Raw genomic sequence first — 26,639 nt, forward strand, 5'->3', positions numbered from 1 at the left:
CATGTTTAGGAATGAACAAGAAGAGTTACAGCGTTTAGCGATTATTGCGCAATTACGAGAAAAAAGTGTGACGAATGATCCACGCTATGCGCGTATCTTACGCTTAGCGCAGTCCTTATTGCATACGCCCGTGGTTTTAATTTCGCTGGTTGCAGAACATATTCAATGGTTTCATTCAAAACTGGGTACCTCATTGTGTGAAACTGCGCGAGCGGATGCATTTTGTGCGCATGCGATTAACCAGGAAGCTATCTTAGTCATTGAAGATGCTATGCTAGATCCGCGGTTTGTCGATAATCCCTTAGTGACCAATAGTCCCTTTATTCGTTTTTATGCAGGGGCACAAATCAGGGTGAAGCAGCGTTTTGTCCTTGGCACGCTTTGTGTAATCGATGTGGTACCCAGAAAACTATCTGCCGCAGAGCTTATGCATTTGCAAGATTTAGCCGCCATTGTTGCAGCTGAGTTTGAATTTGATTTAATCAGTGAACAAATTCAAGACATTCATAAAATACAGTTGTTAACCGAGTGCATTACTCGGGTGCAAGCCGAATTTATTTTAGCAGAAGATAGACGAAAAGCATTTGATAGTTTACTGATTGATATTTTGAGCATTACCGATAGTAGTTACGGTTTTATTGGTGAAGTGCTTTATGATGCTTACGGCATGCCTTATCTGAAAACTTTCGCAATTACCGATATAGCTTGGGACACGGCAAGTCGGCAATTTTACGCAGAAAATGCGCCAAGTGGTTTTGAATTTCGTAATTTAAATACGCTATTTGGTTATACGTTATTGCACAAACAGGTAATGATCGCTAATGAGCCGGCAACCCATCCTCATGCGGGTGGCACACCAACCGGGCATCCTCCTTTAAACACTTATCTTGGTATCCCGATTTTTTTTGATGGTGAACTGATAGCCATGATTGGTCTGGCTAATAAGCTGAGTGGTTATCATGAGAAGGACGTCGAGTTTCTGCGACCGTTAACCAGCACCATTGGTCAACTTGTGTACGCAACACAAATCAAGAGGCAGCAACGTGCTGTGCAACAACAATTAAATAATATTGTTGAAGCTTCTGAAATTGGTACTTGGACGCTCGATTTACAGACTGAATTATTAGAAGTTAACGCGCGATGGGTACAGATGCTAGGTTATGAACTAGCCGAATTACCTGAGCTGAGCTTGAGTTGGATGCGCCAGAATATGCACCCTGCAGATCTAAAGGCTTCTCGCGAGAGTGTCAGATTGCATTTAGAAGGCGTGGTCGATTTTTATGAAAGCCAGTTTAGAATAAAACATAAAGCTGGCCACTGGGTTTGGGTGCAGGCGCGAGGTCGAGTTATTGCTGAGCATGAGGCAAACAACCAAGCTGCACGTTTGTATGGGATAAATATTGATATTACTGCGGAAAAATCATTAAAAAGCCGCTTAACCAAATTGGCTGAAAATGTGCCGGGTATGGTATATCAATTTCAGTTAAATCCAGATCAGAGTATTATTTTCCCCTATGTAGGCCCTGCAGTAGAAACCTTACTTGGGTTTAGTGCAAATCAACTGGCAATAAAAGGCGATTTAGTTTTTAGCCATGTACATCCTGAAGATTATGCGTTTCTTCACGATTCAATTATGAAATCTGCTCAGCAATTAACCCAGTGGCAATTCAAATTTAGATTGGCAGCTAATGGCAATGATTATCGCTGGTTAGCTGGGCAATCTACCCCAGAAAAACAAGATAATGGTGCCATTGTTTGGCATGGTTATATTCAAGACGTTACTGAGGAAACAGAGATGCAACTGGCGTTGGCGCAAGCCAAGGAACAAGCCGAGCGCGCAGTGGCCACTAAATCGAGTTTCTTAGCCAATATGAGTCATGAAATTCGGACACCGATGAACGGTGTTATAGGCATGTTAGATATTTTAGAAGAGAGTAATACGGATTTAAATCAGGCCGAAAGTATCACTCTAATGCGTGAATCTGCTTATTCTTTATTAACTATTATTGACGATATTCTCGACTTCTCAAAACTGGAAGCTGGTAAACTGAACATTGTGAAAGAACCTTGCGCGTTAGTGCCGGTTATTGAGCAAATTTGTAGCATGTTGGATTACCTAGCATTAAAAAACCAAGTTGAATTGACCTATCACATCGACCCCAGTATTGGGACTAGCCTGTGGTTTGATCCCAACAGGTTACGCCAGATTATTGTGAACTTACTGAGTAATGCCATTAAGTTTTCGACAAATCTTGACCGAGTTGGCCAGGTGAGGTTAGCTGTTAAGCTCTTTGATAATCAACAGGATAGCAGTTTACTAAACTTTACCATTAGCGATAATGGCATTGGTATGGCACCAGAAGTTGTTGCACGGTTATTTCAACCTTTTACCCAAGCTGATGATTCGACAAGCAGGAAATACGGTGGTACCGGCTTAGGTTTAGCGATTACGCAGCAATTGGTACATTTAATGGATGGCGTTATTACTGCGCAATCTACCCCTGGGGTAGGCAGCACCTTTAACGTCAACTTACCCATTAAATTGGGACAGCCTCTGGACACATGCAAAGAGCAGAGTTTAGATCAAATCAATATCATCATTTTGGGTGAGAGTAGTCAGCAAACACTGAGTGACTATGCCAGTTATCTACTCGCTGATGGTGCCAAAGTACAATGGCTATCGATCAGTGATGTACAGATTAGCTTTTTAAAAACACTCAGCGAAAAAGTGGTTTGGGTGTTTGATACTATGTTGTGTAAGGGTAATGCCTTAACGCTCGTTGATAAAATCAAACAATATTATGCTTTTAATAGTCGCTTTGTGATTATTGGGCGGGGCAGAAGACGAAAGGCGAGAAGAACAAGTCTTGATACCGTGTACATAGATGCCAATGTGTTGCAACGAACGCAGTTAGTTAAAGCGATAACAGCAGCTTATTATGATCACGAACTACCTTTGGTGTTTGAAAAAAACACCTTAGCAGCTGAAATTCCGCAACAGCGTTTCTGTATTCTAGTATTAGAAGATAATAGTACAAACCAAAAAGTCATCAAACAGCAGTTAACACGACTTGGCTATACAGTGGTAGTGGCTGAAGATGGTTTAGTTGGCTTAAGTTATACCAGAATGCAACGTTTTGATTTAATTTTAAGTGACTTACATATGCCACATATGGATGGCTATCAGTTTGTTAAATCTTTTCGTGAAGCAGAATTAGGCTCAGACCGACCAAGAACACCGGTGATCGCCTTAACCGCCAATATTGTTCCTGAAGAATTGCGTCGATGCAAAGAAATGGGTATGGATGATTACCTTGTTAAACCATTACCCGTTTCTCAGCTTAAAGCCTGTCTTGAATCTTGGTTAAGTCACAATAAAACTGAGCCCTTTAAAGGTGGTATTAAGCCCAGTAGTAACCAAGAAGTAACCTCTAACAGGGCAGAAACCGCACTCTATGATCCGTTATTGTTAGCTGAAACGGTAGGGGAAGAGTCTGTCATTGAGATACTACAAGACTATTCGGAGAGTTTACGACATAGCCTTAATAAAATTGAACAGGCGTTGCTCGCGCAGAGTATTATTGTTGTTGCCGAGGAGGCGCATAAGTTAAAATCCTCCAGTCGTTTTATTGGCGCAGCCAAATTGGCCGATGCTTTCTGCAGTTTAGAACAACTGTGTATTCAACAACAGTATGCTGTTGCTGAGCCAGATTTGTCGCTTGCGTATTCGGAGTTAAAGCAATTAGCTGAACAAGTCTTAGCAGCAATAAATAAACAAATTACAGAGGAAGGTTAAATTGTAACGAGTTAGCCCTCTAAGTGATGATCATCATGGCAAGATGGCAAGTATCACCTAGAGTGTTATTTATCCTATTCATTTATTACTTGCAGTAATTGAATAAACATTTCCTTTGTTAAGCTATTGTTTTTTAGTGCTGTCTCACAAGTTGTCGCCATCTCTGCAATGTTGTAAAAATCAAAACAGGCACTGGTTCCTTTTATTTTGTGTAGTTCTTGCCTGAGTACTACAAATTGTCCATTATCATACAGCAGCTGCAAGTCTGCTGTTTTGGCAATCAAGCTTAGCTTATAGTCGTTTTTTAATTGCTCAAATTCTTCATCATCATCATCCGCAGCCGGCTGTTTTAAAGGCTCAGCACGAGCCGTTGCCAGATACTGTTGTAGACAATACCTAAGTTCTTTTTTAGTTATAGGTTTAGCTAAGGTGGCATCAAATAGCCCAGCGCCTTGCTGGGTGTATTGAATATCATAAACATCAGCACTTAAGCGAATAATCGGCTTGGTGAAACCTTGGTGTCGCAGTTCTGTGGTGGCAGTAATACCATCCATTTCTGGCATCTGCTGATCCATTAAAATTAAATCAAACTTTTCAATGGCGGCTAATTGTAGGGCCTCTCGTCCATTTTGAGCTGTTTTAAAATGCAACCCTGAATCTTTTAGCATGTTAACCAGTAGCAACCTGATATCCGGTACATCATCAACAATCAGAATATGGCCTTGAAGTTGGGCATTAGCATCAGGTATAACGGCGTTCAGCGTCGGCGCAGTAGTTTGCTCACTGATTTTTTGTTTTGGAATGAGTATAGAAAAAATACTGCCGATCCCGGGTGAACTCTTTACCTCTAAAGTCATCTCCATCAGAGTGGCTAAATGCCGGCTGATATATAAACCTAAACCTGTTCCGCCATAACGTCTGCTGGTACTGCTATCTGCTTGTTGAAAAGCCTGGAATAACTGGCTAATTTGCTCTTCAGTCAGACCTATACCTTGATCGATCACCGATAAGATGAGCTGCTCAGCACGTTCTGTCACGCAAATCTGGACTGCGCCAGTCGCGGTGAATTTAATCGCATTAGAGAGTAAATTATGCAGGATTTGGCGGAGTCGAAAAGGGTCGGCATTTAGCTGTAACTGTTCTGAGAGTTCATAATGTAAGTTAAGATTTATACCTTTATTACTTGCCAGTGGTTGGATACTTTGCCATATCGCCTCTAAAAATTGTTTCAAGTTGAAGGTCTCGTTAACCAAAGTTAATTTACCTTCATCAATTTTAGATGAGTCCAAGATATCATCTATAACGCGCTGTAAGTGCAGCGTATTATTAAAGATAAGTTGGGAAAAATTAAAATGCTCGTCAAGATCCTGACTTTGCAACAGTTGCTCACTAAACCCTTTAATCACCGTAATAGGTGTGCGGATTTCATGGCTCATATTGGCTAAAAAGCGACTTTTGACGTTGGCTAAGTGTTGTGCCTTATCACGTTCTGCTCTTAATTCTTCGGTTCGAATAGCGACTCTATTCTCAAGTTCGGTGTTAAGCTCTGTCCTTAAGGCTAAGAGGGTTGATAATTGATGATGTGAGTCAATAACGCGTTGTTTTAATTCATAAAGATTGTTTAAAACGGTTTCAAATTCGATTGAGCTGCTCATTAAGGTAGGTGGCTTTAACGCAGCAGTATCTTCAGCCGTCCAATTAACAGCATAGTTAGCGATGTGTTCTAAAGATTGTGTGTAACTTCGGGCAAAGCGGCCTGATGCCCAAGCGATAAACTCCAGCATAAATACGGATAGCAGCATGGCAAGTATCAGGAATACATGGTACCGCATGGTAAACATGGTGGTAGCGATTTTATCTTGGTGCAGCCACCCCGTCAGTTCGTTGTAATGCTCAACAATTAAAGCATCATAGGATGGGCTGAACTTCATGGTGGGAATACTGTTGACAAAGTATGCTAACAGCAAAAAGTAATCTGAATCAGTTACTAATTGCTCAGCGTCGATAATACTGCCTATGCCTGAGGGATTTTTATCAGCCCAGAGTTTTCGGCCTTCACTATCAATTAAAATTCGTTGTTCCAAAGGTAAGCGACTGGGTTGCAATACTTGTTGTAGCCGTTCTAAAGCGACAGATATCTCGATTACACCAGCAAATTCATCTTGTTTAAATAAGGGATGACTTAATGCAAATAGGTAGTCATTTCCTAGTTTGCTTCCTTGAAAACTATCAGTGATCACAGGTTTACCTGTTGCGGCAGGATAGGCAAAGTAATAGCGATGACTTACATTGATGCCTTGTAGCTGTTCATTTTCCAATCCATCTTTGAAGAAGTTGGTCACTAAGCCATTTTTATCGGTTATCAAAGCAGAAATAAATTCGGGGCGTTGTTTTGTTAACTCTGTTAAAACGGCTGTTGGCTCAGCTATGTTAAGCATTTCTGCAGCAAGTGCTAATGCGCTTTGATAACTTTTAAGTAAACTGGTGAGTTCTGCATCTCGCTTGATTTGAGTTACTGCATAGTCTTCCACTTGAGATTCCAAGTGCAAAACAATGGCGGCGTGTAATATCAGCGCAATAAATAGGGAGCCAGGAATAGCGCTATAAAGCGCGATACGTTGTGAGAGCTGTTGGCGGAAATGTTGTTTTTTTTGAAACTTAGTCGAGGCGGAAAGGGCAAGTAGAAACTGTGATGCTCGAAGATTAAGCGCAAATAACATCACAATAAGAGCGGTTGCCAGCATAAAATGTTGCCAGTCGACTAACAATGCTCTAGGTCCAAACCAATACAATAATAAAGCGACCATGGGCACAAAAAACGGCAAAGTACGGTAAACATTTGTTTTATTGCTAAATGATAGTGCGGCGACAAGTAAGAATTGTGTTAGCGCAATGAACCAGAACACAGGTTCATTAACAGGTAACATGACCACAACTAAGCCCAATAAAGCCCAAAGACTACCAAAACGCAGTTGTAACGTAACAAAAACAACGTTACCAATTAAAAAGGGAATAATAAAAGGTAAGTTAACGCTTAACAGGTTTGCAAATAATCCAAAACCTGAGAGGATTAAGAAATATCTTAATCGTTTGACTGTGGGGGCTTTACCCAGCAAAGTTAATCGTAAATCTAACGTCACATTGTTACCCTAGGGAGGGTTACCTTAAATGTACTCCCCGCCGAACTAGACTGCTGTAGCTCAATTTCTCCGCGATGCTGCTCAATAATAGCCTTGGAGAGTGAGAGACCTAAGCCTGTTCCTTCGCCAACATCTTTAGTGGTAAAAAAGGGCTCAAAAATTTTTGATTGCACGTCTTCTGCAATACCGCAGCCATTGTCAATAACATCAAAAAAACAGTTATTCGATATAATGCCTGAGGCAATAGTGATTAGCCCCTTACCTTCAGGCACGGCTTGATTAGCGTTAATGATTAAATTTAGTATAACTTGATTTAATTGATTTGCATTTGCCAGTATAAATGGATTTTCGGGGCATAACTTTAGTTCTACTCTGGAGTTATGTTTGATTTGCGTTTTTGCAATTCGTACTGCGCTATCTAACAGTTGGTTCAGCGGAACTTTACTGGTGGATGAGTCATCGGGATGGGCGTATGTACGTAGGTTATTAATGATGTCTCTGGCTCTTCTTGCACCTTCTAAAGATTCATCAATTAAATCCTTGCCGTCATGTAATAAAAAATCAACATCAATAGCTTGCGTGGGTTTAACAGCAGCTTTTTGAGCTGTAAAAGCCTGTTCTAAGTCTGCTAAATAAACCTTCAAAGTATTCAAATTGCTGTAGATAAAGCCAAGTGGGTTATTAAGTTCATGCGCTACACCTGCAGCAAGTTGACCTAAAGAAGCCATTTTTTCTTGTTGTAATAAGCTTTGTTCAATACGGCGTTGACGTTGTAATAACTGATCTCGTTCAGAAATAAGTTTACGTGTTTCTATTTGGGTGAGTGTATTAGCAACGAAGCTGGTAAAAGAACTAAGTAACTCTTGTATGTGGGAGCTAAAAGCACCTCTTTTATCACTGAGTAACAATAAAACATAGTGCGATTGTGACGTATGAAAAGGATGACTTAATAATGAGTTTATCGATTTGAATGCATCAAAGAAATAGCTTTGCCACCAAGGTAAATTTTGAATATTGAAAAAATTAAGCGTATTTTCAGTGAGATTTTGAATTGCCGCTAAGGGTATAGTTTCACACGGGAGTTGTTCGTTTGTCGTACGAATCAGTTCAAGTTGTTGCCTGCTGTCATCGACTAATAACAACACAATATGTTTACAATGGATAACTTCATGGATCACAGCAAACAGTTTTTCAAAAATTTCATCATGCTTATCTGAACTTAAAATAGCATTTAGACCGCTTAAGATCAGTTCATTTAGATACTTAAAGCGTTCTAGTTGTTTTTTTTCATAGCTAAGCTGCAAAAGTTTTTCATGCAGCTGCTCATTTGTAAGCATGAGTTGCTCCAAGTAGTACTGCTGAAATCATTAAGTTACCATGTCGATTTGAACCATCAATAAAGCAACCTTGTTCGCCAAACGTAAAGGTAACAACAAAAGGGATATCCCCGAGTTCGGCTTTTATTGCTTTGTGAACGTCGACTAAATTCTCCTTTACCGCTAACATACACCCTGCACAATAAACAATAATAGCACCTGCTACATCAGTGTTATAATGGAAATTCAAACTTTGCTTGGCAGTCCTCACGACTTCGCCCGCACGAGCGATAAGATCATCTTTGTTACCTTGCATCAACCAAATATGTTCACCTACTGCCATCTCAGAAAACAGTGTTAAGCTACCGTCATCGTGCATTTTCGCGGGATGAGAAAGTAAATAAAACGGCAAATGCTGTTCGCGTTTAATTTCTCGGCCAAGCGGGTAAAGGGTACTTTCCATCAAAATATTGCCAGAGGCTAAGGCATTACTGCCGGCGTGTTGCAGCCACTCATTATAAACTTTTGCTGCTGGTTGATGATCAATGCTCTGAATAACACGATTATCTATAGCCGTCACAGTTCCATGATAGGGCGTATTAAAATAACCACTGCTGAAATAACTGCTCAAGGGGGTGGATGGATAAAAAACAGCGAAGATCATCCGATTTGTACCTAAGCATTTGCCATCAAATTGAACCCATGTACCGGTTACATCATTATCAGCGGTACTTCCACCAAAAATAGGAACCTCTGTACCAACCAGATCTTGAATCCCTTGCAGTACTAACTCTTCCTGACCAGGTGCTTGCAGCGTCCAGATTAATTTCGGCAGTTCATGGCTTTTTCCGGCAGCGTTCATTGCTTGTTGTAAAGCCTGACTGGCTTGTTGTCTAATATCGCCAATAAACTCCGCTGAGCCAATACCGTAATTGCCAGTAGGATCATCAATTAACAACACAGTGACACTTTGCGAAGTCGTAATGTTAACACCCTGCGAATCGGCAAAACCCAAACAAGAAGAACCGGCCAACCAATGTGACGCAATCTTGTTGAGATCGCTGCGCTGGCTCAGTCTGGTTATTGCCGCGACATCACCAAAGGCAATGGCTAAACTGGCAGTTGTATTATTATGCTGGTCAAGACTTAGATCAGATTGCTGATCCAGTTGCTCTATTCTAAGTGTCCGAACATGCATCGTTATTCCTCTTCTTCTAGAGCTGCTTTTGATAGCCCCTCAATCACTAATTGCAGTTGCTCGTTATGTTTACGCTGATATTGCGCGAGTTTTTGTAAAGAGCTCACATTAAAAACATGCCCCTTAGGTAATAACAGCATCTGTTTTGCGTTATATAAATTTTGTTTTAGTACCATACCAACTTGTAATTGTGCAATAGTAATAAATTCTTTGGGGGCGCCTAACTCACTTGGATTACTGCCTGCGACAACTTTAGCTAACGCATCTACCACTTGTGGATCATAAAATGCGCCTCTTAGCCGCTTAATCGCCTCCAATGCTTCTGTTGGCGAATACTTTTGCGGGTGCAAGCGCTGAAAAATATGGCTCCAATAATCTCGAGCCGCAGCGACAATTCTTGCTCCAAGCACGATGTCCGTGCCAATTTTCTGGGCTGGTACACCTGAACCATTAAAGCGTTCGTATTGCTGGGATATAATATCAGCCACAGGGACTAGATGGGCTGCGGGGATTAAAATGTCCTCAGCATTCTGGGGATGGGAAAGGTATAAATTACGTTCATTATTGTCTAATTTATGAAAAGGCATGGCTAAAATATTATGGGGTAGGCCAACCTTACCCAACTCAGCGAATAATCCTGCTTGATAGCATTGTTGTTGAAGATTGACGCTTAGCTCTAACGTCCTAGCTATCGAACGACTGGTATTTGCAACCTTAAGCGCAAATTCACCACTTAACTGTGGATTAATCGAAATAATATTGTAAAGCACTTCTAGTAGTGCTTTATGGTCTTTATCCAAGGTATCTAAATTTGATTTTAATTGCCTCAGTAATTTTTTTAACTGTAAAGTACGTTGCTGAACGACTTCTTCTAAATTGTGATTTAGCTTTTGTAAATCTTTGTTTTGCCTTGCAATCTTCTGGGTGAGAAGTTTGTTATTCCTGATGAGCTGAAAATACTTAATGCCTTCGCCAACGATATCTAAGAGCTCATTATTATCCCAAGGTTTTTGCACATAGCGATGAATTTTACCGATATTGATGGCGCTAATAGTCGAGCTTAAATCAGAGTAACCGGTCATTAAAATGCGGTAAGCATCTGGTTGCAATACAGCGGCTTGTGCTAGTAGCTCTGCGCCTGTCATTTCCGGCATGCGCATATCACTGATGATTAAATGTACGGGCTGCTGCTGTAAAAAAACTAACGCCTCTTTACCACTATTTGCTTGCAGTAGACGAACATTACTCCCAGCAAAAACCCGAGTTAATGATTTGAGAATGCTCACTTCATCATCTACGCAAAGCAATGTTGGCCTATTTTCAGCGGCTGTCATCTAACAATCCTCAATTTCCCATTTGTCTTATTTGTCTTTTGCTATAGTTATATGCTATAACAATCAAAAGATCAAATGGCGACATAGAGATTTACCTAAATGAAAACGCTAAAACCCGGTGAGATAGCAGAATACTGCGACGTACATCACAGAACCGTAAGTCGTTGGATAGCGAATGGCCAACTAAAAGGTCATAAGTTGCCTGGGCGAGGCAATTATAGAGTACAACTTGACGATTTTTTGGCGTTTTTACAACAACAAAAAATGCCGTTACCAAAAGCTTTGCTAAACGAGACACAGGCTACCGTTGCAAAACTGTTAATAATCGACGATGAACCGGCTTTTCGTGCGGCAATAAAACGCGCACTTTATGGTAAAGGCTATGATATTACTTTGGCAGATGATGGTTTTCAGGCAGGGGTAAAGTTAATGCAACTTAAACCTGATCTGATCACTCTGGATCTCGATATGCCGGGTTTAAACGGATTTGAAGTGTTGAGTTTTATTAGGCAAACCCCAGAGTTAATAAATTTGAAAGTAGTGATTATTTCAGGTTTAGCTGAGAGCGAACTTGAAAAAGCTAAAGCACTTGGTGCTGATGCTGTATTAGCGAAACCTTTTGAAAACTCTACACTTAGCAATATTATTTCCGATTTACTATCGAAATAAAAGGCCATTATTATGGATAGAATTCTGCTGGTTGATGATGAATTATACATTTTAAAAGCATTAGAGCGCTTGTTAAGACGAGCGGGTTTTCACGTTCTAACCGCAGACAGTGCCGAGCAGGCGTTACAGCTTTTGGCTGTAACACCATGTCAAGTTGTTATCTCAGATTATCGGATGCCAGAAACTAATGGGGGTGAGCTTTTAAATAAAATCCACCAGCATTATCCGAATATCGTTTGTATGATTCTCAGTGGCTACGCAGATTTTAATGCAGTTATTGCGTTACTCAACGGGGGGATCGCTTTTCGCTTCTTGCAAAAACCTTGGGACGACGCGCAACTTGTCACTGAGGTTGAAAATGCATTCAATAAATATCGCTTGAACCGATCTGATCAGATTAGAACTCAGTTCTTAATTTCTAGCCCTGAGCCGTTATTAGAGTTAAATACGCTGGGAGAAGTTATTCGTTCAAATTTTGCCGCACAGCAATTATTACAATTATCCGCAGTGGAGTTAAATGGCGTTCAGTTAACCCAATTGTTTAGTGACCTTGTCAATCAAACTTTGGACGACTTTCTAAAACATAAGTTACCGCATCTTGTGGCCAGTCGTAAAACGCAAGAATATGAGTTTTTTATCCAAAAAGATGATGTTGACTTTAAGCTGATTAGAATTCAGTTATTTGACGAGTTACCACCACTGGTTTCCAGTACGGTGAATTTACCTTCGGTGCTCAATCAAACTCAGCTTATTCAAGAGATTGACAATTTACTCTACGCTGAAGACACCTTTGCGGTAGTTTCACTACAGATCCGCGATTTTAATCTCATGGCCGATATTATTGGTATTCATGAAGCAGAAGGTCTTTTTGAGCATGTGGCCGATTCATTGTTAACCGGTATTGAGCATTACGGCAAATTGGCTTATCTGGCTAATGAGCAATTTGTTATTGTGTTCCCCAACCTTACATCAGAACCTGATCTACATGAACAAATTTTACGTTTAGTGCAACGGGTTGATGGTCGTCAGTTGATTAAAGGGAAGATGATTCAATTAGGTTTTACTGTTGCTTATGCCATTGCACCCGACGATGGTTTATCTGGTAAGGCGATTCTCAATAATGTGTTACTGACGAGTCGATTAAACAGCAAAGGCCGTGTGGACTTTTTTATGCGTTACAGTGCTAGCCTTACAGCAAATCGCAAACGTCATCTACAACTAAGCGAAGCTTTATATCATGCTATTGAACGGGAAGAACTTACTGTGGTTTTTCAACCTAAATGGGATATCGCCACTAAGCAGATTATCGGTGCTGAAGTATTAATGCGTTGGCATAGTAAAGAATTTGGACAGATCTCACCAGCTGTGTTTATTCCGATTGCAGAGCAAGATGGACAAATTATTGAATTAGGTAACTGGGTGTTAAAGCGCAGTGCGCAATTTTTAGCGCTTTGGCAAAAGCAAGGACTTAACATCTTACCTTTGGCTGTCAATATGTCAGTTTTACAGCTGGGCAAACTTGACTTTATTGATGAGACCTTGGCGCTATTAAAGCGACAAGACATCACGCCAGCGTTATTACAACTTGAAATCACTGAAAGCGCTATTATGGATGATTTAGAGAGTAATAGTAAGAAATTAACATTGTTAAAAAATGCTGGATTTAGTTTGGCTATTGATGATTTTGGAACAGGCTACTCTTCATTGGCCTATTTGACCCGTTTACCCGTTGATACCTTAAAGATAGATCGTTCACTCATTACTGATTTAGACGGTAATTTAAGCACACAAACCATGTTACAAAATATTATCCGTATGGCGCATGATTTGGAGCAAAAAGTCGTTGTTGAGGGGGTTGAAACGGCTGAGCAGTTAGCGATTCTAGAGAAGCTAGCTTGTGATCAAGCTCAAGGTTTTTTATTAAGTAAACCGTTAGATGAAGTAGATTATCTAGCTTTACTCGCTGCTAACTCCAAAACGTTAACCCGGGAGATAACAGATGAATTTTAATGTTTTATTTATTGATGATGATGCTTTTATGCTAAAGGCATTGATTAGAACGGCAAAAAGATTGAGACCAACTTGGACTTTTTTAGGATGCGAGATGCCTGAAAACTGGCATAAAGTTGGAAGCACTTTACCCAGCCTTGATATGGTCATTTGTGATTATCAAATGCCGAGTATAAATGGCGAACAAGTACTGAGGCAAGTAATGCAAGCTTGTCCTGCGGCGGTAAGAGTCCTTTTAACAGGTGATAGCTCAGAGGAAATTGTTACTCGGGCATCACAGTTTAGTCATCATATTGTTGGTAAACCCTTTTCGGAACAAGCCATCCAAGAAATTTTTCATTGTCTTGAGCGTTTACAGCGTTTGCCTTTCGTAAAGAGCAGCCGTGAACAATTAGGCAAATTACAGGGGTTGCCAGTACTACCAGACTTAGTTAACCAAATTAGAGTTATCTTACACAATCCTGAAGCAGACTTGTTAGAAGTTGCATCCTTGCTCGAACACGAGCCAGCCTTGTCTGCTAGGTTAGTGCCTTTGGCAAACTCTGCATTTATGGGATTTGCCAGACCCGTTACTAACATTATGGAAGCTGTGCTTCGATTAGGCAGTAAGCTTATTGAGGCAATAGTCATTTTGCATAGTGTTGAACGTGAGTTTTCAGGAAAACTGCCACCCGATGCACATATTCAAATTAACGAATTTGCTTTTAAACATGCGGTTTTAGCTAAAAAATTGGCGTCTTATAGTAGTTTAACAACCACTGAGCAGGATATGGTGTTCTCCGCGGCTATTTTCAGCGCTATTGGGCGTTTGATAGAAAGCGTTTATGCTTGCCAAGAAGAACACGAATACAACGCAAACATTCATATTCAACCAGGATTTTTAAACAGTACCTTAATGAGTGCCTATATTCTGACACTCTGGGGGCATGACGAAATGCTGTGTGAAGTATTACTTTGGCAAGATACCCCTTCACCTGAGGGCAATTCAGTAGAACAGCTTTCCTTTATCTTGTTTTTGACCAAGCAATTTTTAGTAGCTAAAACGGATGAGGATATCAATCAGCTACAAGACATCATTGAATCTCCAGTTTTGTTAGCTGCCTGGAAACGGCTAACTGCTGAAATACCGATTGGTAGTGTACGTGCAACCTAATTATTTACTTGGGATTGATGGCTGTAAATATGGTTGGTTTGCTTTCATTAAGCATAATGCAACCTTAACCTATCATTTATTTGAGAGGCTCACGTGTATAGAGGCTTTAATTAGCAAAGATGGGCTCGCCTTTATTGATATGCCAATAGGTTTTCCAAATGCAAACGAAGGTTATCGCCTTTGTGACAAGCTAGCGCGACAATTTTTACCGGGAAGGGCTGCGAGTATTTTCCCTGTACCTTGTAAAGCGGCACTTTACGCCCCTAATTATACTGCTGCCTGCCAAATTAATCAGCAAGTTACTGGCAAGCGTTTCCCTATACAAAGTTGGTATATCCTTCCTAAGATTAGAGAGTTGGATGAAGTTTTAGCTAAACAAAATAAGTTACCCACTCATAAAGTCCACTTCATTGAGTCGCATCCCGAGCTTATTTTTGCAGGTCTTGCTGGCCAACCCATGCAATTTTCAAAAGCATCAGTTGCAGGGCGCTCTGAACGATTAACCTTGCTAAAAGAACTTGCTGCACAAGATGTCGACCTCTTGGAGCAAGCGTTGAGTGAAGTACCCAAAAAGCATGCTAAAGCCGATGATATTATTGATGCCTTCGTACTTATGTATGCTGCGTCACAGCAACAACAGTGGCAATTTTTACCGTCAGAAGCAGATAGAGATAGTTATGGTAATCCACGACAAATTGCCTTTATAACAAAGCCTACCAGACTGAAAAATTAAAAAAGAAGATCAAATTAATAACGTTAAACTATGCTATGGTTAATTGAAGCATAAGTATAAAAATAGTAATTGTATTCGTTTAGAGGTATTGGCAATGAGTAACCTGTTAAGTACGGTCAATCAGCGTACCAATTTAGCCGGGCAAAATCGGTTTGAATTGTTGTTGTTTAGACTAAATGGCCAGCAACTTTTTGGTATTAATGTATTCAAAGTACGTGAGGTTATTCAGGCTCCAGAGTTATCGGAAATGCCTGGCTCACATGCCTGTGTAAAAGGCATTGCGCAATTGAGAGGCGAGTCAGTGATTGTCGTTGATCTTTCTCAAGCCACAACCGGCAGACCCATCGATGATATTAAAAAAGCCTTTGTTATCGTTACGGAATATAACCGACATGTGCAAGGGTTTTTAGTCTCTGGTGTAGATCGTATCGTTAATATGAATTGGGAACAAATCAAACCCCCTCCACAAGGTGCAGGTCGCAATCATTATTTGACGGCGGTGACCGAGCTCGATAAACAATTAGTGCAAATAATTGACGTAGAAAAAGTGTTCTCTGAAATTATCCCTGTCGAAGAGGAAGTGAGTGAAACGGTAAAAGCACGTAGTAATAAACTGGATTTGACCAAAATTGTCGTGTTGATTGCTGATGACTCGGTTGTTGCTCGAAATCAAGTTAAACGTGCTTTAGATAGCATCAATGTTCAAAGTACCCTCGCTAAAGATGGATTAGAGGCTTTGCAATGGTTACAAAATAAAGCGGCTGAAGCGGGGGATGATTTTTTACATCAGGTTCCTTTGCTTATTTCGGATATCGAAATGCCACGAATGGATGGTTACACCTTGGCTGCGGAGATCAAGGCGGATCCGGCCCTGAGAGGGTTACATATCATTTTACACTCTTCTTTAAGTGGCGTTTTTAACGAAGCAATGGTGAAGAAAGTGGGCGCTGATCAATTTATTGCTAAATTTCATCCTGACGAATTACTTTCTGCTGTTAACTACTGGTTAGAACAATCTATTTAGCCATTATTACAGCATATTACACCGTTGTTTATTCTAGCTTCAACAAACAACGGTGTCTTTCACCGCATACGTTATAACGGATGCTTTAGGCTATTTGATCAAATGCCATTGCGTTTGCCGGCCAGCTAAATAAACCACTTTTTGCCCGTCAAAATATGCGCTTTGTTCTAACTTTATATGCACTAATTGTTGCTGCCACTCAGGCAACGCAAACTTGATATTACCTTCTATGGCATAGGCCGTGTTGGCATAAAGTGGCCAATCACCTTGCACTGGGGTAGGGCCCTGATTATCCCACATGCCGATTGTTGGACCTGGAGCATGCCCAAAGAAACCCAAAGGATGGGTATAGGTACTACTTAAAATTCCAGCTGCGCGTGATTTCTGCTGCGTTGCGCTAAGAATTTGATTGCCGGTTAAACCCGTTTTAAATTGTGCAGTTAAGATATCCTGCCACTGATTGCCCGTTGCTAACGCCTTTTTCAGACCTGCAGGCGCGTCTTGTTCAGTTGGCTTAAGCACATAGGCCATTTCTTGGGTATCGGTACAAAGTTTTAGATAGCAGATCCCAACGTCAGTATGCAAAATATCACCACGCTGAATGACTCCTGACTCTCCGCAAAATGCAGTGTCTTTTTCGCACACAGTACCTGGTCGTTGCAGGCTGACATAGGGCATAAACCAAACAGGTAGCTGTAACTCACTAAAGCGCTCACGTAAAAACCACGCAACATCGTCTGTGGTGGTGACACCCGGGGTGATCACTTTATTACTAAAGCCTTCTGCAATCACGCCTCGAGCAAGCGCAACCGCTTGTGGATATACGGCGAGTTCTTGTTCGGTACGTTGCTCTAACCAACGAACCACGAGATTTTCAGCAGAGACTAATTTACTTTGCCAGTCTGCTGGGAGAACTTGCGTCAGTTGTTGATACAATGAGGCCGTTAAGCCATCAGCAACAGGCCAGTCGTTCGACATATTAATGCCGATACGTTTGGGATTTTTGCTGACAATAAGCTCACCTAAGGCTTGCCATTGCTCAGTGAGGCTGCCACCTTGCCAAGCCGGAGCATAGGGGGCGCCTAAGGGATAGCGATTCACGGTAAGCTTTTCAACACTGCCATCCGCTTGCCGGTAAAACACCAGCATAGTGGTGCGTCTAGCGGCAAAGCTGGGCTGTGGGACCAAGGTAAAATAAACCGGATCTTCCGCCTTTTCTCGATTAATCACTAACCACATATCAAGATTTTGCTCCGCCATAAGAGCAGGCAACAAATTAAGTAAACGGTCATTGAGCATCTCATTTTCAGGTGTGATGCGAGCGCGTGGACTTAAAATAGCGTAATCTGCCGCGGTAGTGATGACTTGGCTTTGTTCAAATGCTTTTGGTGTAACTGCGAGCAAAGGGTTATTTGCGATGATACCTAGCGCAAGAGTGGTAACAGTGGCTAAAACCGACTTTTTCATTATTTATTCCTATTGCCTGATGAGTGGACATAGTCTTTTATACAGTATGGTGATTTTTTTTTATAGTCTTATCATTAAGGTATGAGTATCTTGCGCAGGGTGTTTTTATTAACTGCCTTAAGATAGAACAGCCTTTGGGCAGCATAAGTATAGATTTTATTACAGGTAACCTATGGCAACATTAGCAATAAGCACTTTGATCGGTAATGGATTGATAGGCCTCTTAGGGTTTCTCTTGGGTTTTGGCTTGTTTAGGCTGTTGCAGAAACCTCAGCAACAGCGTCTCACCACAGAATTACTAGCATTACAACAACAGTTAAATGTACAGCAACAGCAGCTCACCGAGTACCGAATTCAAGAAGGTAAATTAGTTGAGAAAAACCAGTTTAATGAGAGTAATGCCAAAAGATTGCAGCTTGAACTTGCCAGCAGCAAACAGGAACTCAAACAGTTACAGGTTGAATTCAACACGCTACAGAATAACCAAACAGCATTAAAAACCCTTTTAAGCGAACGCGATGCCAGTCATCAGCGTGAACTGAGTCAGTTTGAGCAACAAAAACAACGACTGGTCGAACAGTTTAAAGCACTGTCTAATGATATTCTTGAGGCAAAAGCACAGAGCTTACAAGAGAGCAGCAAGTCGACGTTAAATACGGTGCTGGCGCCATTTCAGCAATCGATGGAGGCCTTTAAAAAGGAGGTACAAGATATCCATCATCGAGAAACCACTGCGCAAGGCGAGTTAAAGAAGGAGTTAGCGTCACTTAAGCTGCTTAATCAACAAATTACCCAAGAAGCACATGAGTTATCTACCGCGTTACGCGGTCAGAAGAAATTGCAAGGTAACTGGGGAGAGCTTGTACTGGAAAATGTGTTAGATCGAGCCGGTTTGCAGCAAGGTAAAGACTATGATCGGGAAGTCAGTTTTACCACGGATGAAGGAAAATTTCGCCCTGATGCTATTGTGTACTTACCCCAAAATAAACATCTGGTAATTGATGCTAAGGTATCGCTGAATGCCTACAGCCGTTATGTTAATTCTGAGCAAGAAGCGGAGCGCTTATTGGCCCTGAAGGAACATGTGCAGGCGATTTCTAATCGAATTAAAGAGCTATCAGCAAAAGATTATTTTAATTTACCTGGGTTAAACTCGCCGGATATGGTGTTTATGTTCATTCCTATCGAATCGGCTTTTGTCGAAGCTTTAAAAGCAGATGAAACCCTGTTTATGCAAGCGATAGAAAATAATATCCTAGTGGCAACACCGACAACTTTACTCACCAGCTTGAATATTGTCAGACAGTTATGGCGTTATGAAGATCAAAACAAGCATACCGCAGCTTTGGCGAGTAAAGCTGAGAGTGTTTTTAAAAAGTTAAACACCTTCTTAGCAAGCTTTGAAAAGGTCAAACGAGGTTTAGACAGCGCGCAATCTGCATATCAAGCGGCAGAAAATCAGCTGATTAGTGGTAAAGGCAATTTGGTTAAGCAAGTATCTGATTTTAGACAATTAGCGCCAGCTATCCGTGCTGAACTACCTGAATATTTTGTGGAAAAAGCGGAGCTAGAAGTTGATCTAAAACTTACACAAGACGCTGTTGAACAAAAAGCCTAAATTACAATGTTTTAATCACGGCTTTCTTACTGGCAGAATGGCAAAATTTAGCTACACTTTTTAGAGGCAACGATTTATAACTTGGCTAATTTTAGCTAAATCAATGCCTTAAAGAATTTTAGCAATGTTTGTGCGTATTTTAGTTTGTTTCAAGTCAGCTAACTGTAGTTTCAGTGAGCTTCTATTAGCATGAAATACGGGTAGTCGTTTTTACAAACCATCAAGGTTAGTGGTATGTCAGACTGGTCATCAGAGGTTTTTTTAAAGCAAATTGGCCCTCTGGTGACTATTGCACCTGAGTTACTCAAATTATTTATTACCTCACTGGATGACAAAGTGTTGCAACTGCAATCTTGCGCTTTGCTAGAGCAATTCTCTTTATTACAAAATCTTGCGCACAGCATTAAAGGCAGTGCAGGGCAGGTTGGTTGCGCTGGCTTGGCTCAATGTGCTTTAGCCTTAGAAAACGCAGTAAAATTAGGCGCTAAGGAGGAAATGCAAACTGCAATTAGGCTTTTGATGATACAAGCTGATGCCGACATAAACAAGATTAAAACTTTTCTCGCCACCATGGATACACAATAAGTGCTAATTCATTTGTAGATTCCCTCCCTAAAATGGTTTCATCTTATTACCAAGGAGGCAGACAATACATTTTGTACTGGCATAGTGATATCTGCCAATAAGGATGATTTAACTAAGCCAGACATCATCCAATAGTTAAGTCCAAGCGCACAAACTCAGTATTATTTCGATGCAAAAAATAATTTAATAGCCTCAAAGTCTAAAATTTAAGCTATCTTCAAATTGGTGAACCCGAGAAGGAAGCTGCAATGCATATTATCTGTTTGAATAGTCCAGACTTCTCTGCATTTAGTCAGGCACTGATTGATTTTGACTTGAATTCTGCTGTTACAGCCGTATTGGTTTTCTTGCCTGAGGGTAATGATTGGAGCAAACAACTAATAGACAATTCTTTACACGCGTTCACTAAGCCAATTATTGGCGGGATCTTTCCACAAATCATCAACCAAAAACACTGTCAAACCACAGGGGCAATCCTAGTCGGTCTAACCATCCCATTACAAATTCAAACATTGCCACTGGGTCATAATCAAGAAGCGAATTTTACTGATACCTTAGAGCAAAACTTTCCTGAAGTTTATTCTGAGCATACTTTGTTGGTTTTTACTGACGGGCTAGCGCAAGGCTGTGCGCTATTGATTGAACAACTCTTTAATCATTTTGGCTTAGATAATAATTTTATTGGAGGTGGGGCAGGTTCTTTATCCTTGGAACAACGTCCTTGTGTGATCACTAATGCGGGTCTACAGCAAGACATTGCAATTTTGGGCATGACAGCACAAAAGGCTGGAGTGGGTGTTGCGCATGGTTGGGAACCCATAACGGAAGCATATCGTGTTACAGAATCAACAGGTAATACCATCATTAGTTTAAACTGGCAGCCAGCCTTTGATGTTTATCAAGAAGTGATTAAGCAACATGCCAAGTTATCAATAACTGAGGAAAACTTTTTTGAAATAGCCAAAGCTTTTCCTTTTGGTATTACCAAAGTCAATGCAGAGTTAGTTGTTCGAGATCCCATTATCACCAAAGATAAACAGCTAGTATGTGTTGGCGATGTGCCACAAGGCAGTTTTGTGCATATTCTCACGGGCGATCTTGAGTCCTTATCTGCAGCAGCGACAGAGGCAAAAAACCGAGCGCTAGCCAGTATGCCTGCTAAAGCGCCAATCAAATGGCAGTTATTTATAGACTGTATTTCTCGGGTGCTTTTTATGGAGCAACAATTTGATTGTGAGCTTAACAATGTCAGCATAGAGCAGGTACCAATGGTCGGTGCTTTAACGTTAGGAGAAATTGCCAATAATGGCCAAGATTATTTAGAGTTTTACAATAAAACAGCAGTTGTGGCCTTATTTTCGGAGCATTAAAATGCCAAAGCAGCTGCAAGAACAATGGCGTGATATCTTGCTGGAATTGCTGTTGTCCATCGGACATGAATTAAGTCTAGAAGCACAATTTAAACAATTTTTACCGGTTTTATTACGTAAACTTGCCTGCAAAGCCGTGGCGGTGTTCGAGATAGATCCGATCTTTTACCAAGATTACGTATTAGTAAAAGAGCTTCCTCGTCATTCTGGCTTATCACAATTCGCTGCTAGTTTAACTGACTATAATCAAGCAAGTGGCGAACTGATCGCTACTTTAGATAGCGGAAAAGTATATGCATATACGCTATCGGGTTATGGCATATTGTGTATAAAGCATAATGATTTGCCGACAATTTTTCAGTATGAGCTGCGTCAGCTTTGTGAACATTTCAGTTATCGCCTCAGAGCCTGTTTACAACACCAAAAGTTACAGCAATCGCAACAGGAGTTAGATCGATTTTTTGCGTTGTCAGATAACCTGATGTGTATCATGGATGCCAAAGGCTACTTTATAAAAGTAAATCCGGCATTTTTGGAAAAACTCCTTTTTACTTTAGATGATGTTTACAGTACACCTTTAACCGCCTTTATTCACCCAGATGATTTGCATGACACTGAGAACTTGTTTAAGCAATTACTCAATGAACAAAGCTTGACACTTAAAAATCGATTCCGACAGGCTTCTGGCTATTATTTAGATTTAGCATGGGATTTTGCCCGAGATCCTGTCACAGGCAATATTTACGCAACCGCAATGGATATTTCGCAGCAAGTTGCCATTGCCGAGAAGCTATTGCAGGCGAAAGAAACTGCCGAGCAAACGGCGGCAGCAAAAGCAGCATTTTTGGCGAATATGAGTCATGAAATTAGAACGCCCTTAAATGGTGTGATCGGAATGTTAGATATTGTATTACAGCAACCGATGGCACCGGATATTAAGCAACAAATTCAGACAGCAATGAGCAGTGGAAAAAACTTATTAGCGATAGTTAATGATGTTTTAGATTTTTCTAAAATTAGCGCTGGTAAACTCAACTTAGAGCTGATTGATTTTAATTTAAATGTGTTAATGCAAGAAATTGTGGAGTCTTTTCAGTATTTGGCTAAGCAAAAACAGCTGTCTTTGAATTATGAAAGTAATATAAAAGAGGCTTTATGGTTAAAAGGCGATCCATTACGAATCAAGCAAATTGTTACTAATCTTATGGGAAATGCGCTAAAGTTTACCAAGCAAGGCGGTGTGACTTTAAAGGTTAATATACAACAAAATAATCTGAGTAATCTGCTACTACTTCAGGTTATCGATTCGGGTATTGGTTTGGATACTCGGCAGCAAGCACATTTGTTCCAAGCATTTTCACAAGCTGATGTTTCAACCACTCGGCACTATGGCGGCACGGGGCTTGGGCTGGCTATCTGCCAAGAGCTGGTTGCTCTTATGGCGGGTGATATCAGTGTGGTAAGTACCTTAGGGGAAGGAAGTACCTTTACCGTCAAGCTGCAGTTAGCAACGGGGAACCCCCAACAAGTCATCAAATCTACTGCAGCTTCAAGCCAACAAAACTGCTTCAACAATCTGAAAATTCTCTTAGTGGAAGACAACGAAGTCAATCGCAAAATCGCGACAACTTATCTGCGTCAATGGGGGTGTCAGGTTATCTTAGCTGAAAATGGTATTGAAGCCATAGCAAAGCTTAAACAGTCATCAAGCCACGATATTTCCCTTGTTCTTATGGATTGCCTGATGCCAAAAATGGATGGTTATAAAGCTACTCAACTCATACGGCAAGGTGCGGCAGGTTTATGCTGGCAGGCTGTACCCATCATAGCATTAACGGCTAATGCTATGCTGGAAGATCGACAGCGTTGTTTAGCATCAGGCATGGATGACTATCTTGCTAAACCCTTTAATCAGGCAGCTCTAAAGACTGCGATAATTAGATTGTTGCAACTTACCCCAGATAGGGAAACAGCTAAATCACTGACAGAGTTAACTGTTTTAGAGCCTAGTACATCGGATAGTCACCGCCAGGAGCCTATTGAAGAGGCTGCACTTGGTGAATTGTGGCAGCCGGCGATCTGTTATAAAAACTTTCCTGATATGGAGGCGCTGGCAAATGAACTGATATCGCTTTTTACAGAGCAGCTGCCCTTAACCATTGCACAATTGCAACAAGCTTGGTCTGAGCAAGACTTCACCAGCTTACGTTTATTAAGCCACAGCCTGAAAAGTTCTGCGCTACAGCTGGGCTTAGTCGTGCTTAGCGCTGCAGCTAAAGAGCTTGAGATGGCTTTACGCGAAGCTAAAACTGAGAATATTTCCGATCTTTATACACACTTAGTCTGCGTCGCAGAGCAAAGCTTAGTCTTTCTGCTGAATAAATAAACAATGCGCCAATCTTGCAAAAACCAACTGCCTCAACTAGAACTTAATAGAAATTAAGACATTAAACTGATTTTTACAGAATATTTTTATCCTCAATGTGAGCGCGATATGAATTGCATTATGGCAGATAACATCGATCCTCAATTACTCAAAGTGCTTGTTATCGAAGATGACTTTGTCTTTAATGCTTTTTATAAGAATTTTTTGCAATTAAAAGGAGTTCAAGTTACGAGTTGCCTTACATTAGCCGCTGCCAGAAGTCTCATCCAACAAGATTCATTTAATTTCGATATCATCATTTTAGATAACCAGTTAACAGATGGCGAGGGCATTACCCTTTTACCTGAGCTAAATCAACTCAAAACAGTCGCCTCGGTTATTATGGCAAGTGGCAACGATGATCCCGAATTTTTTCTTAGTGCTTATAACGCAGGTATCCATGACTACATCGTTAAACCTGTCAATTTAGAGTTAATGTGGATAAAAATTCTTAACGCAGTTTCACAGCGTCGCCTTAAACAACTCTCTGATGAACAGCGCTTAAAGTTAGAAGACTGGGTGGAAAGTGAACAACATCAACAAAACTTAGCCAGACATTTGTTTGATTCAATGTTTTATGACCTTAATCAGAAAAATAAAGCGATCTTTGCTTGGGTTAAGTCTCATGATCTCTTTAGCGGTGATGCGATTTTACGCTGTCAGGGGGCCGATGGCAGTTGGTATTTTTTGTTGGCAGATGCAATGGGACATGGTTTAGCGCCAGCAGTTTCCTTAATGCCGATGCTACAAAAATTCCAGCAGTTATCATTAAAAGCAATGCCACTCTCCAATATTGTGTTTGAAGTTAATGAAGTACTTAATCGACTTCTGCCAGATGATCGTTTTGTTGCTGCAATTTTACTGAGAATTAATCCTTGGAAAAAAGAGGTAGAGATTTGGAATGGTGGTATGCCTTCCCTCGTTTGTTTAGACGCTGATGGTAAAATTATAACAACAGTCATTTCATCTCACATGGCAATGGGTATTTTAAATAGTACCCAAGTCAGTATTAATCTGCACACTTTACCTTTAGCCAATATGGGGTATATCTATTTTCATAGTGACGGCTTAACTGAAACCCAGTTGCTCGACAACACTTATCTACAACCAGAATCCATACCAAATCTAATAAGCTTTCAATCAGACAAGCCTATCAAAAATATTATCAACCTGTTTAATCATGTTGATACGCAAGACGATATCAGTTTTTGTTTTATTGATGTAAAGGCGTTACTGCAACAACATGATCATACCCTACTATTGCAACCGCAAACGGGTGGTTTTGAGGCTGAATTTACGCTACGTGGTGGTACGTTAGCGCAATCTGATCTGCCCTCTAGAGCTATCGATTTATTGAAAGCCCAAAATGTTCCTTTAACAGCCTTACAGCGTTTATTCACGGTGTTAACCGAGTTATTTGTCAATGCGTTAGAGCATGGTGTGCTGCAATTAGAGAGTGAGTTAAAAGCTGAACCAGAAGGTTTTTTAAAATACTACGAAGAAAAAGAACGTCGTATGCAGCTTATCGATGAGCGACATTTCGTCAATTTACGTTTGAACTGGTCTGCGAGCGACAATATGTTAACCGTTCAAATCAAAGACAGTGGTGCAGGTTTTGTGAAATTGCATACACTTGAAGCACAAAGTCACAATCCTTACGGCAGAGGCCTTAGTTTAGTCAGCCAATTAACCCATCAGTTTGACATTATTCCACCGGGTAACAGTTATAAGTTTGTGATGTTTTTACAAGATAAATTATCCAATCAGTGTTGTTATCCAATTTCTTGATTATCGGAGTACTTGTGAAAGAACGTTTAGCGTGGATGCCAATTTTGTTACTCAGTTTTGCAATAGCTCTGATGGTCTATTGGTTTTTTGGCTGGGGCTATATTGCCATTACCCTTCTCATGATCGCGGCGTTAGTGAGCCAATTTTATCAACAACAAGCGAAACATGATCAAGCTGAGGAGGCTATAGCGCCTATTAATGAAGAGCTCGTCCAATCCAAATTAGCTTACAAACAATTGTTACACGAAATTGATGAGTTGATGCTGGAATGTCGAGATAGCGTATTGGCGATTAATGCTACGCAGAATGATGCCGTTGAAACGTTAACCCAATCATTTACTAACTTAAAAAACTTATCTGAGTCGCAAAGCCATGAAATTTTCAAACTTATTCAATCGGATAAAACAGATTCGGGTAAAACTTGGATGGAAGAGTTTGCCGAAAATACTGCGGTTACCTTAGACCGGTTTGTGGAAACTACCATCAATATGTCAGCTTCATCCATGGACTTAGTTGAGCAAGTGGACAAAATCAACAATTCCGTACCTGATGTGTTAAAAGCTTTACAAGATATTGACCAAATAGCGTCCCAAACGAATTTGTTAGCACTGAATGCGGCAATAGAAGCGGCTCGAGCTGGTGATGCGGGGCGGGGTTTTGCTGTAGTAGCCGATGAAGTGCGCTCCCTCTCTAATCGCTCTGCTGGTTTTAGTGAACAGATTCAAAAGCGTTTAAAAGATATGGCAGAGCAAATTAAACACCTAACTAAAGATATTGGCCATGTTGCTTCACAGGATGTGAGCTATGTCATGGACGCTAAAAAGGATGTGCAGCTTGCCATGTCACAACTTGTTACCAAAGCATCTGAGGATAAAGTTCATACTCAACATTTATCTGATAATACCCAAGCTTTACAGCAAGCCTTGTATGACGCGATTCGCGGCCTGCAATTTGGTGATATTAACTCCCAGCATTTGGTCTATGCCGCAGAAAATCTAGGGTTTATTCAGGCG

16 protein-coding genes and 1 pseudogene are annotated in these 26,639 nt (G+C 40.7%); 12 read left to right on the forward strand and 5 right to left on the reverse strand.

Features of this window, described 5'->3' with window-relative positions; all coding sequences use genetic code 11:
• Position 1 precedes the first annotated feature (1 nt).
• A complete protein-coding gene (locus tag ACO1PK_RS14430; protein WP_423186306.1) occupies positions 2–3,796 on the forward strand; it encodes a PAS domain-containing protein in 3,795 nt (1,264 codons plus the stop codon).
• A 74-nt stretch (positions 3,797–3,870) separates the two neighbouring features.
• Here the strand turns inward: ACO1PK_RS14430 and ACO1PK_RS14435 are convergent, their stop codons facing one another.
• Genes ACO1PK_RS14435 through ACO1PK_RS14450 form a run of 4 tightly spaced genes read right to left on the reverse strand, consistent with a single transcriptional unit; the run spans position 3,871 to position 10,784 of the window.
• On the reverse strand, positions 3,871–6,936 hold the full coding sequence (locus ACO1PK_RS14435; RefSeq protein WP_423186307.1) for an ATP-binding protein: 3,066 nt from the start codon (positions 6,934–6,936) through the stop codon (positions 3,871–3,873).
• Entirely contained in the window at positions 6,933–8,273 is a 1,341-nt protein-coding gene (locus ACO1PK_RS14440) for an ATP-binding protein (protein WP_423186308.1), read from the reverse strand. Before ACO1PK_RS14440 ends, ACO1PK_RS14435 begins: the two co-directional genes overlap by 4 nt.
• Positions 8,260–9,450 carry an FIST signal transduction protein gene (locus ACO1PK_RS14445; RefSeq protein ID WP_423186309.1) on the reverse strand — a complete coding sequence of 397 codons (1,191 nt, stop codon included), beginning with the start codon at positions 9,448–9,450 and terminating at the stop codon, positions 8,260–8,262. The genes ACO1PK_RS14440 and ACO1PK_RS14445 overlap by 14 nt, the downstream gene beginning before the upstream one ends.
• Positions 9,451–9,452: 2 nt before the next feature.
• The gene (locus ACO1PK_RS14450) at positions 9,453–10,784 is read right to left on the reverse strand and encodes an HD domain-containing phosphohydrolase (RefSeq protein ID WP_423186310.1); all 1,332 of its coding nucleotides are present in this window, start codon (positions 10,782–10,784) and stop codon (positions 9,453–9,455) included.
• A gap of 99 nt (positions 10,785–10,883) precedes the next feature.
• Between ACO1PK_RS14450 and ACO1PK_RS14455 the strand changes: the two genes are divergently transcribed.
• The 5 genes from ACO1PK_RS14455 to ACO1PK_RS14475 all read left to right on the forward strand — a co-directional run bounded on the left by ACO1PK_RS14455 (position 10,884) and on the right by ACO1PK_RS14475 (position 16,373).
• Positions 10,884–11,453 carry a response regulator gene (locus tag ACO1PK_RS14455; RefSeq protein WP_423186311.1) on the forward strand — a complete coding sequence of 190 codons (570 nt, stop codon included), beginning with the start codon at positions 10,884–10,886 and terminating at the stop codon, positions 11,451–11,453.
• A 12-nt stretch (positions 11,454–11,465) separates the two neighbouring features.
• Positions 11,466–13,463, forward strand: coding sequence for an EAL domain-containing protein (locus ACO1PK_RS14460; RefSeq protein WP_423186312.1), 1,998 nt, complete (start codon positions 11,466–11,468; stop codon positions 13,461–13,463).
• A complete protein-coding gene (locus ACO1PK_RS14465; RefSeq protein ID WP_423186313.1) occupies positions 13,453–14,616 on the forward strand; it encodes an HDOD domain-containing protein in 1,164 nt (387 codons plus the stop codon). The genes ACO1PK_RS14460 and ACO1PK_RS14465 overlap by 11 nt, the downstream gene beginning before the upstream one ends.
• On the forward strand, positions 14,606–15,349 hold the full coding sequence (locus ACO1PK_RS14470) for a DUF429 domain-containing protein (RefSeq protein ID WP_423186314.1): 744 nt from the start codon (positions 14,606–14,608) through the stop codon (positions 15,347–15,349). The genes ACO1PK_RS14465 and ACO1PK_RS14470 overlap by 11 nt, the downstream gene beginning before the upstream one ends.
• A gap of 94 nt (positions 15,350–15,443) precedes the next feature.
• Positions 15,444–16,373 (forward strand): chemotaxis protein CheV, encoded by a 930-nt coding sequence (locus tag ACO1PK_RS14475; RefSeq protein ID WP_423186315.1) that lies wholly within the window; start codon positions 15,444–15,446, stop codon positions 16,371–16,373.
• Positions 16,374–16,463: 90 nt separating this feature from the next.
• On the opposite strand, the gene ACO1PK_RS14480 is transcribed toward ACO1PK_RS14475, so the two are convergent.
• Positions 16,464–17,840, reverse strand: coding sequence for a M24 family metallopeptidase (locus ACO1PK_RS14480; protein WP_423186316.1), 1,377 nt, complete (start codon positions 17,838–17,840; stop codon positions 16,464–16,466).
• Positions 17,841–18,012: 172 nt separating this feature from the next.
• On the opposite strand from ACO1PK_RS14480, the gene rmuC reads away from it, so the two are divergent.
• The 6 genes and pseudogenes from rmuC to ACO1PK_RS14510 form a co-directional block, all read left to right on the forward strand.
• A complete protein-coding gene (gene rmuC / locus ACO1PK_RS14485; protein WP_423186317.1) occupies positions 18,013–19,458 on the forward strand; it encodes a DNA recombination protein RmuC in 1,446 nt (481 codons plus the stop codon).
• Positions 19,459–19,692: 234 nt separating this feature from the next.
• On the forward strand, positions 19,693–20,043 hold the full coding sequence (locus tag ACO1PK_RS14490) for an Hpt domain-containing protein (protein ID WP_423186318.1): 351 nt from the start codon (positions 19,693–19,695) through the stop codon (positions 20,041–20,043).
• Positions 20,044–20,291: 248 nt separating this feature from the next.
• Positions 20,292–21,413 carry an FIST signal transduction protein gene (locus tag ACO1PK_RS14495; RefSeq protein WP_423186319.1) on the forward strand — a complete coding sequence of 374 codons (1,122 nt, stop codon included), beginning with the start codon at positions 20,292–20,294 and terminating at the stop codon, positions 21,411–21,413.
• A gap of 1 nt (position 21,414) precedes the next feature.
• A complete protein-coding gene (locus ACO1PK_RS14500; RefSeq protein ID WP_423186320.1) occupies positions 21,415–23,799 on the forward strand; it encodes an ATP-binding protein in 2,385 nt (794 codons plus the stop codon).
• A gap of 120 nt (positions 23,800–23,919) precedes the next feature.
• Positions 23,920–25,626, forward strand: a complete 1,707-nt coding sequence (locus tag ACO1PK_RS14505) for a SpoIIE family protein phosphatase (protein ID WP_423186321.1) — start codon at positions 23,920–23,922, stop codon at positions 25,624–25,626.
• Positions 25,627–25,640: 14 nt separating this feature from the next.
• A pseudogene (locus tag ACO1PK_RS14510) lies at positions 25,641–26,474 on the forward strand (methyl-accepting chemotaxis protein); the annotation flags it as partial.
• Positions 26,475–26,639 lie beyond the last annotated feature (165 nt).

This window comes from Alishewanella sp. d11, assembly GCF_049390205.1.
Classification (GTDB): Bacteria; Pseudomonadota; Gammaproteobacteria; order Enterobacterales; family Alteromonadaceae; genus Alishewanella.

Coding starts and splice junctions, on each gene's coding strand:
- ACO1PK_RS14480 (WP_423186316.1), bottom strand. CDS start 17,840: ATGAAAAAGTCGGTTTTAGCCACTGTTACCACTCTTGCGCTAGGTATC.
- ACO1PK_RS14460 (WP_423186312.1), top strand. CDS start 11,466: ATGGATAGAATTCTGCTGGTTGATGATGAATTATACATTTTAAAAGCA.
- ACO1PK_RS14430 (WP_423186306.1), top strand. CDS start 2: ATGTTTAGGAATGAACAAGAAGAGTTACAGCGTTTAGCGATTATTGCG.
- ACO1PK_RS14455 (WP_423186311.1), top strand. CDS start 10,884: ATGAAAACGCTAAAACCCGGTGAGATAGCAGAATACTGCGACGTACAT.
- ACO1PK_RS14465 (WP_423186313.1), top strand. CDS start 13,453: ATGAATTTTAATGTTTTATTTATTGATGATGATGCTTTTATGCTAAAG.
- ACO1PK_RS14495 (WP_423186319.1), top strand. CDS start 20,292: ATGCATATTATCTGTTTGAATAGTCCAGACTTCTCTGCATTTAGTCAG.
- ACO1PK_RS14450 (WP_423186310.1), bottom strand. CDS start 10,784: ATGACAGCCGCTGAAAATAGGCCAACATTGCTTTGCGTAGATGATGAA.
- ACO1PK_RS14440 (WP_423186308.1), bottom strand. CDS start 8,273: ATGCTTACAAATGAGCAGCTGCATGAAAAACTTTTGCAGCTTAGCTAT.
- ACO1PK_RS14475 (WP_423186315.1), top strand. CDS start 15,444: ATGAGTAACCTGTTAAGTACGGTCAATCAGCGTACCAATTTAGCCGGG.
- ACO1PK_RS14490 (WP_423186318.1), top strand. CDS start 19,693: ATGTCAGACTGGTCATCAGAGGTTTTTTTAAAGCAAATTGGCCCTCTG.
- ACO1PK_RS14445 (WP_423186309.1), bottom strand. CDS start 9,450: ATGCATGTTCGGACACTTAGAATAGAGCAACTGGATCAGCAATCTGAT.
- ACO1PK_RS14505 (WP_423186321.1), top strand. CDS start 23,920: ATGGCAGATAACATCGATCCTCAATTACTCAAAGTGCTTGTTATCGAA.
- rmuC (WP_423186317.1), top strand. CDS start 18,013: ATGGCAACATTAGCAATAAGCACTTTGATCGGTAATGGATTGATAGGC.
- ACO1PK_RS14500 (WP_423186320.1), top strand. CDS start 21,415: ATGCCAAAGCAGCTGCAAGAACAATGGCGTGATATCTTGCTGGAATTG.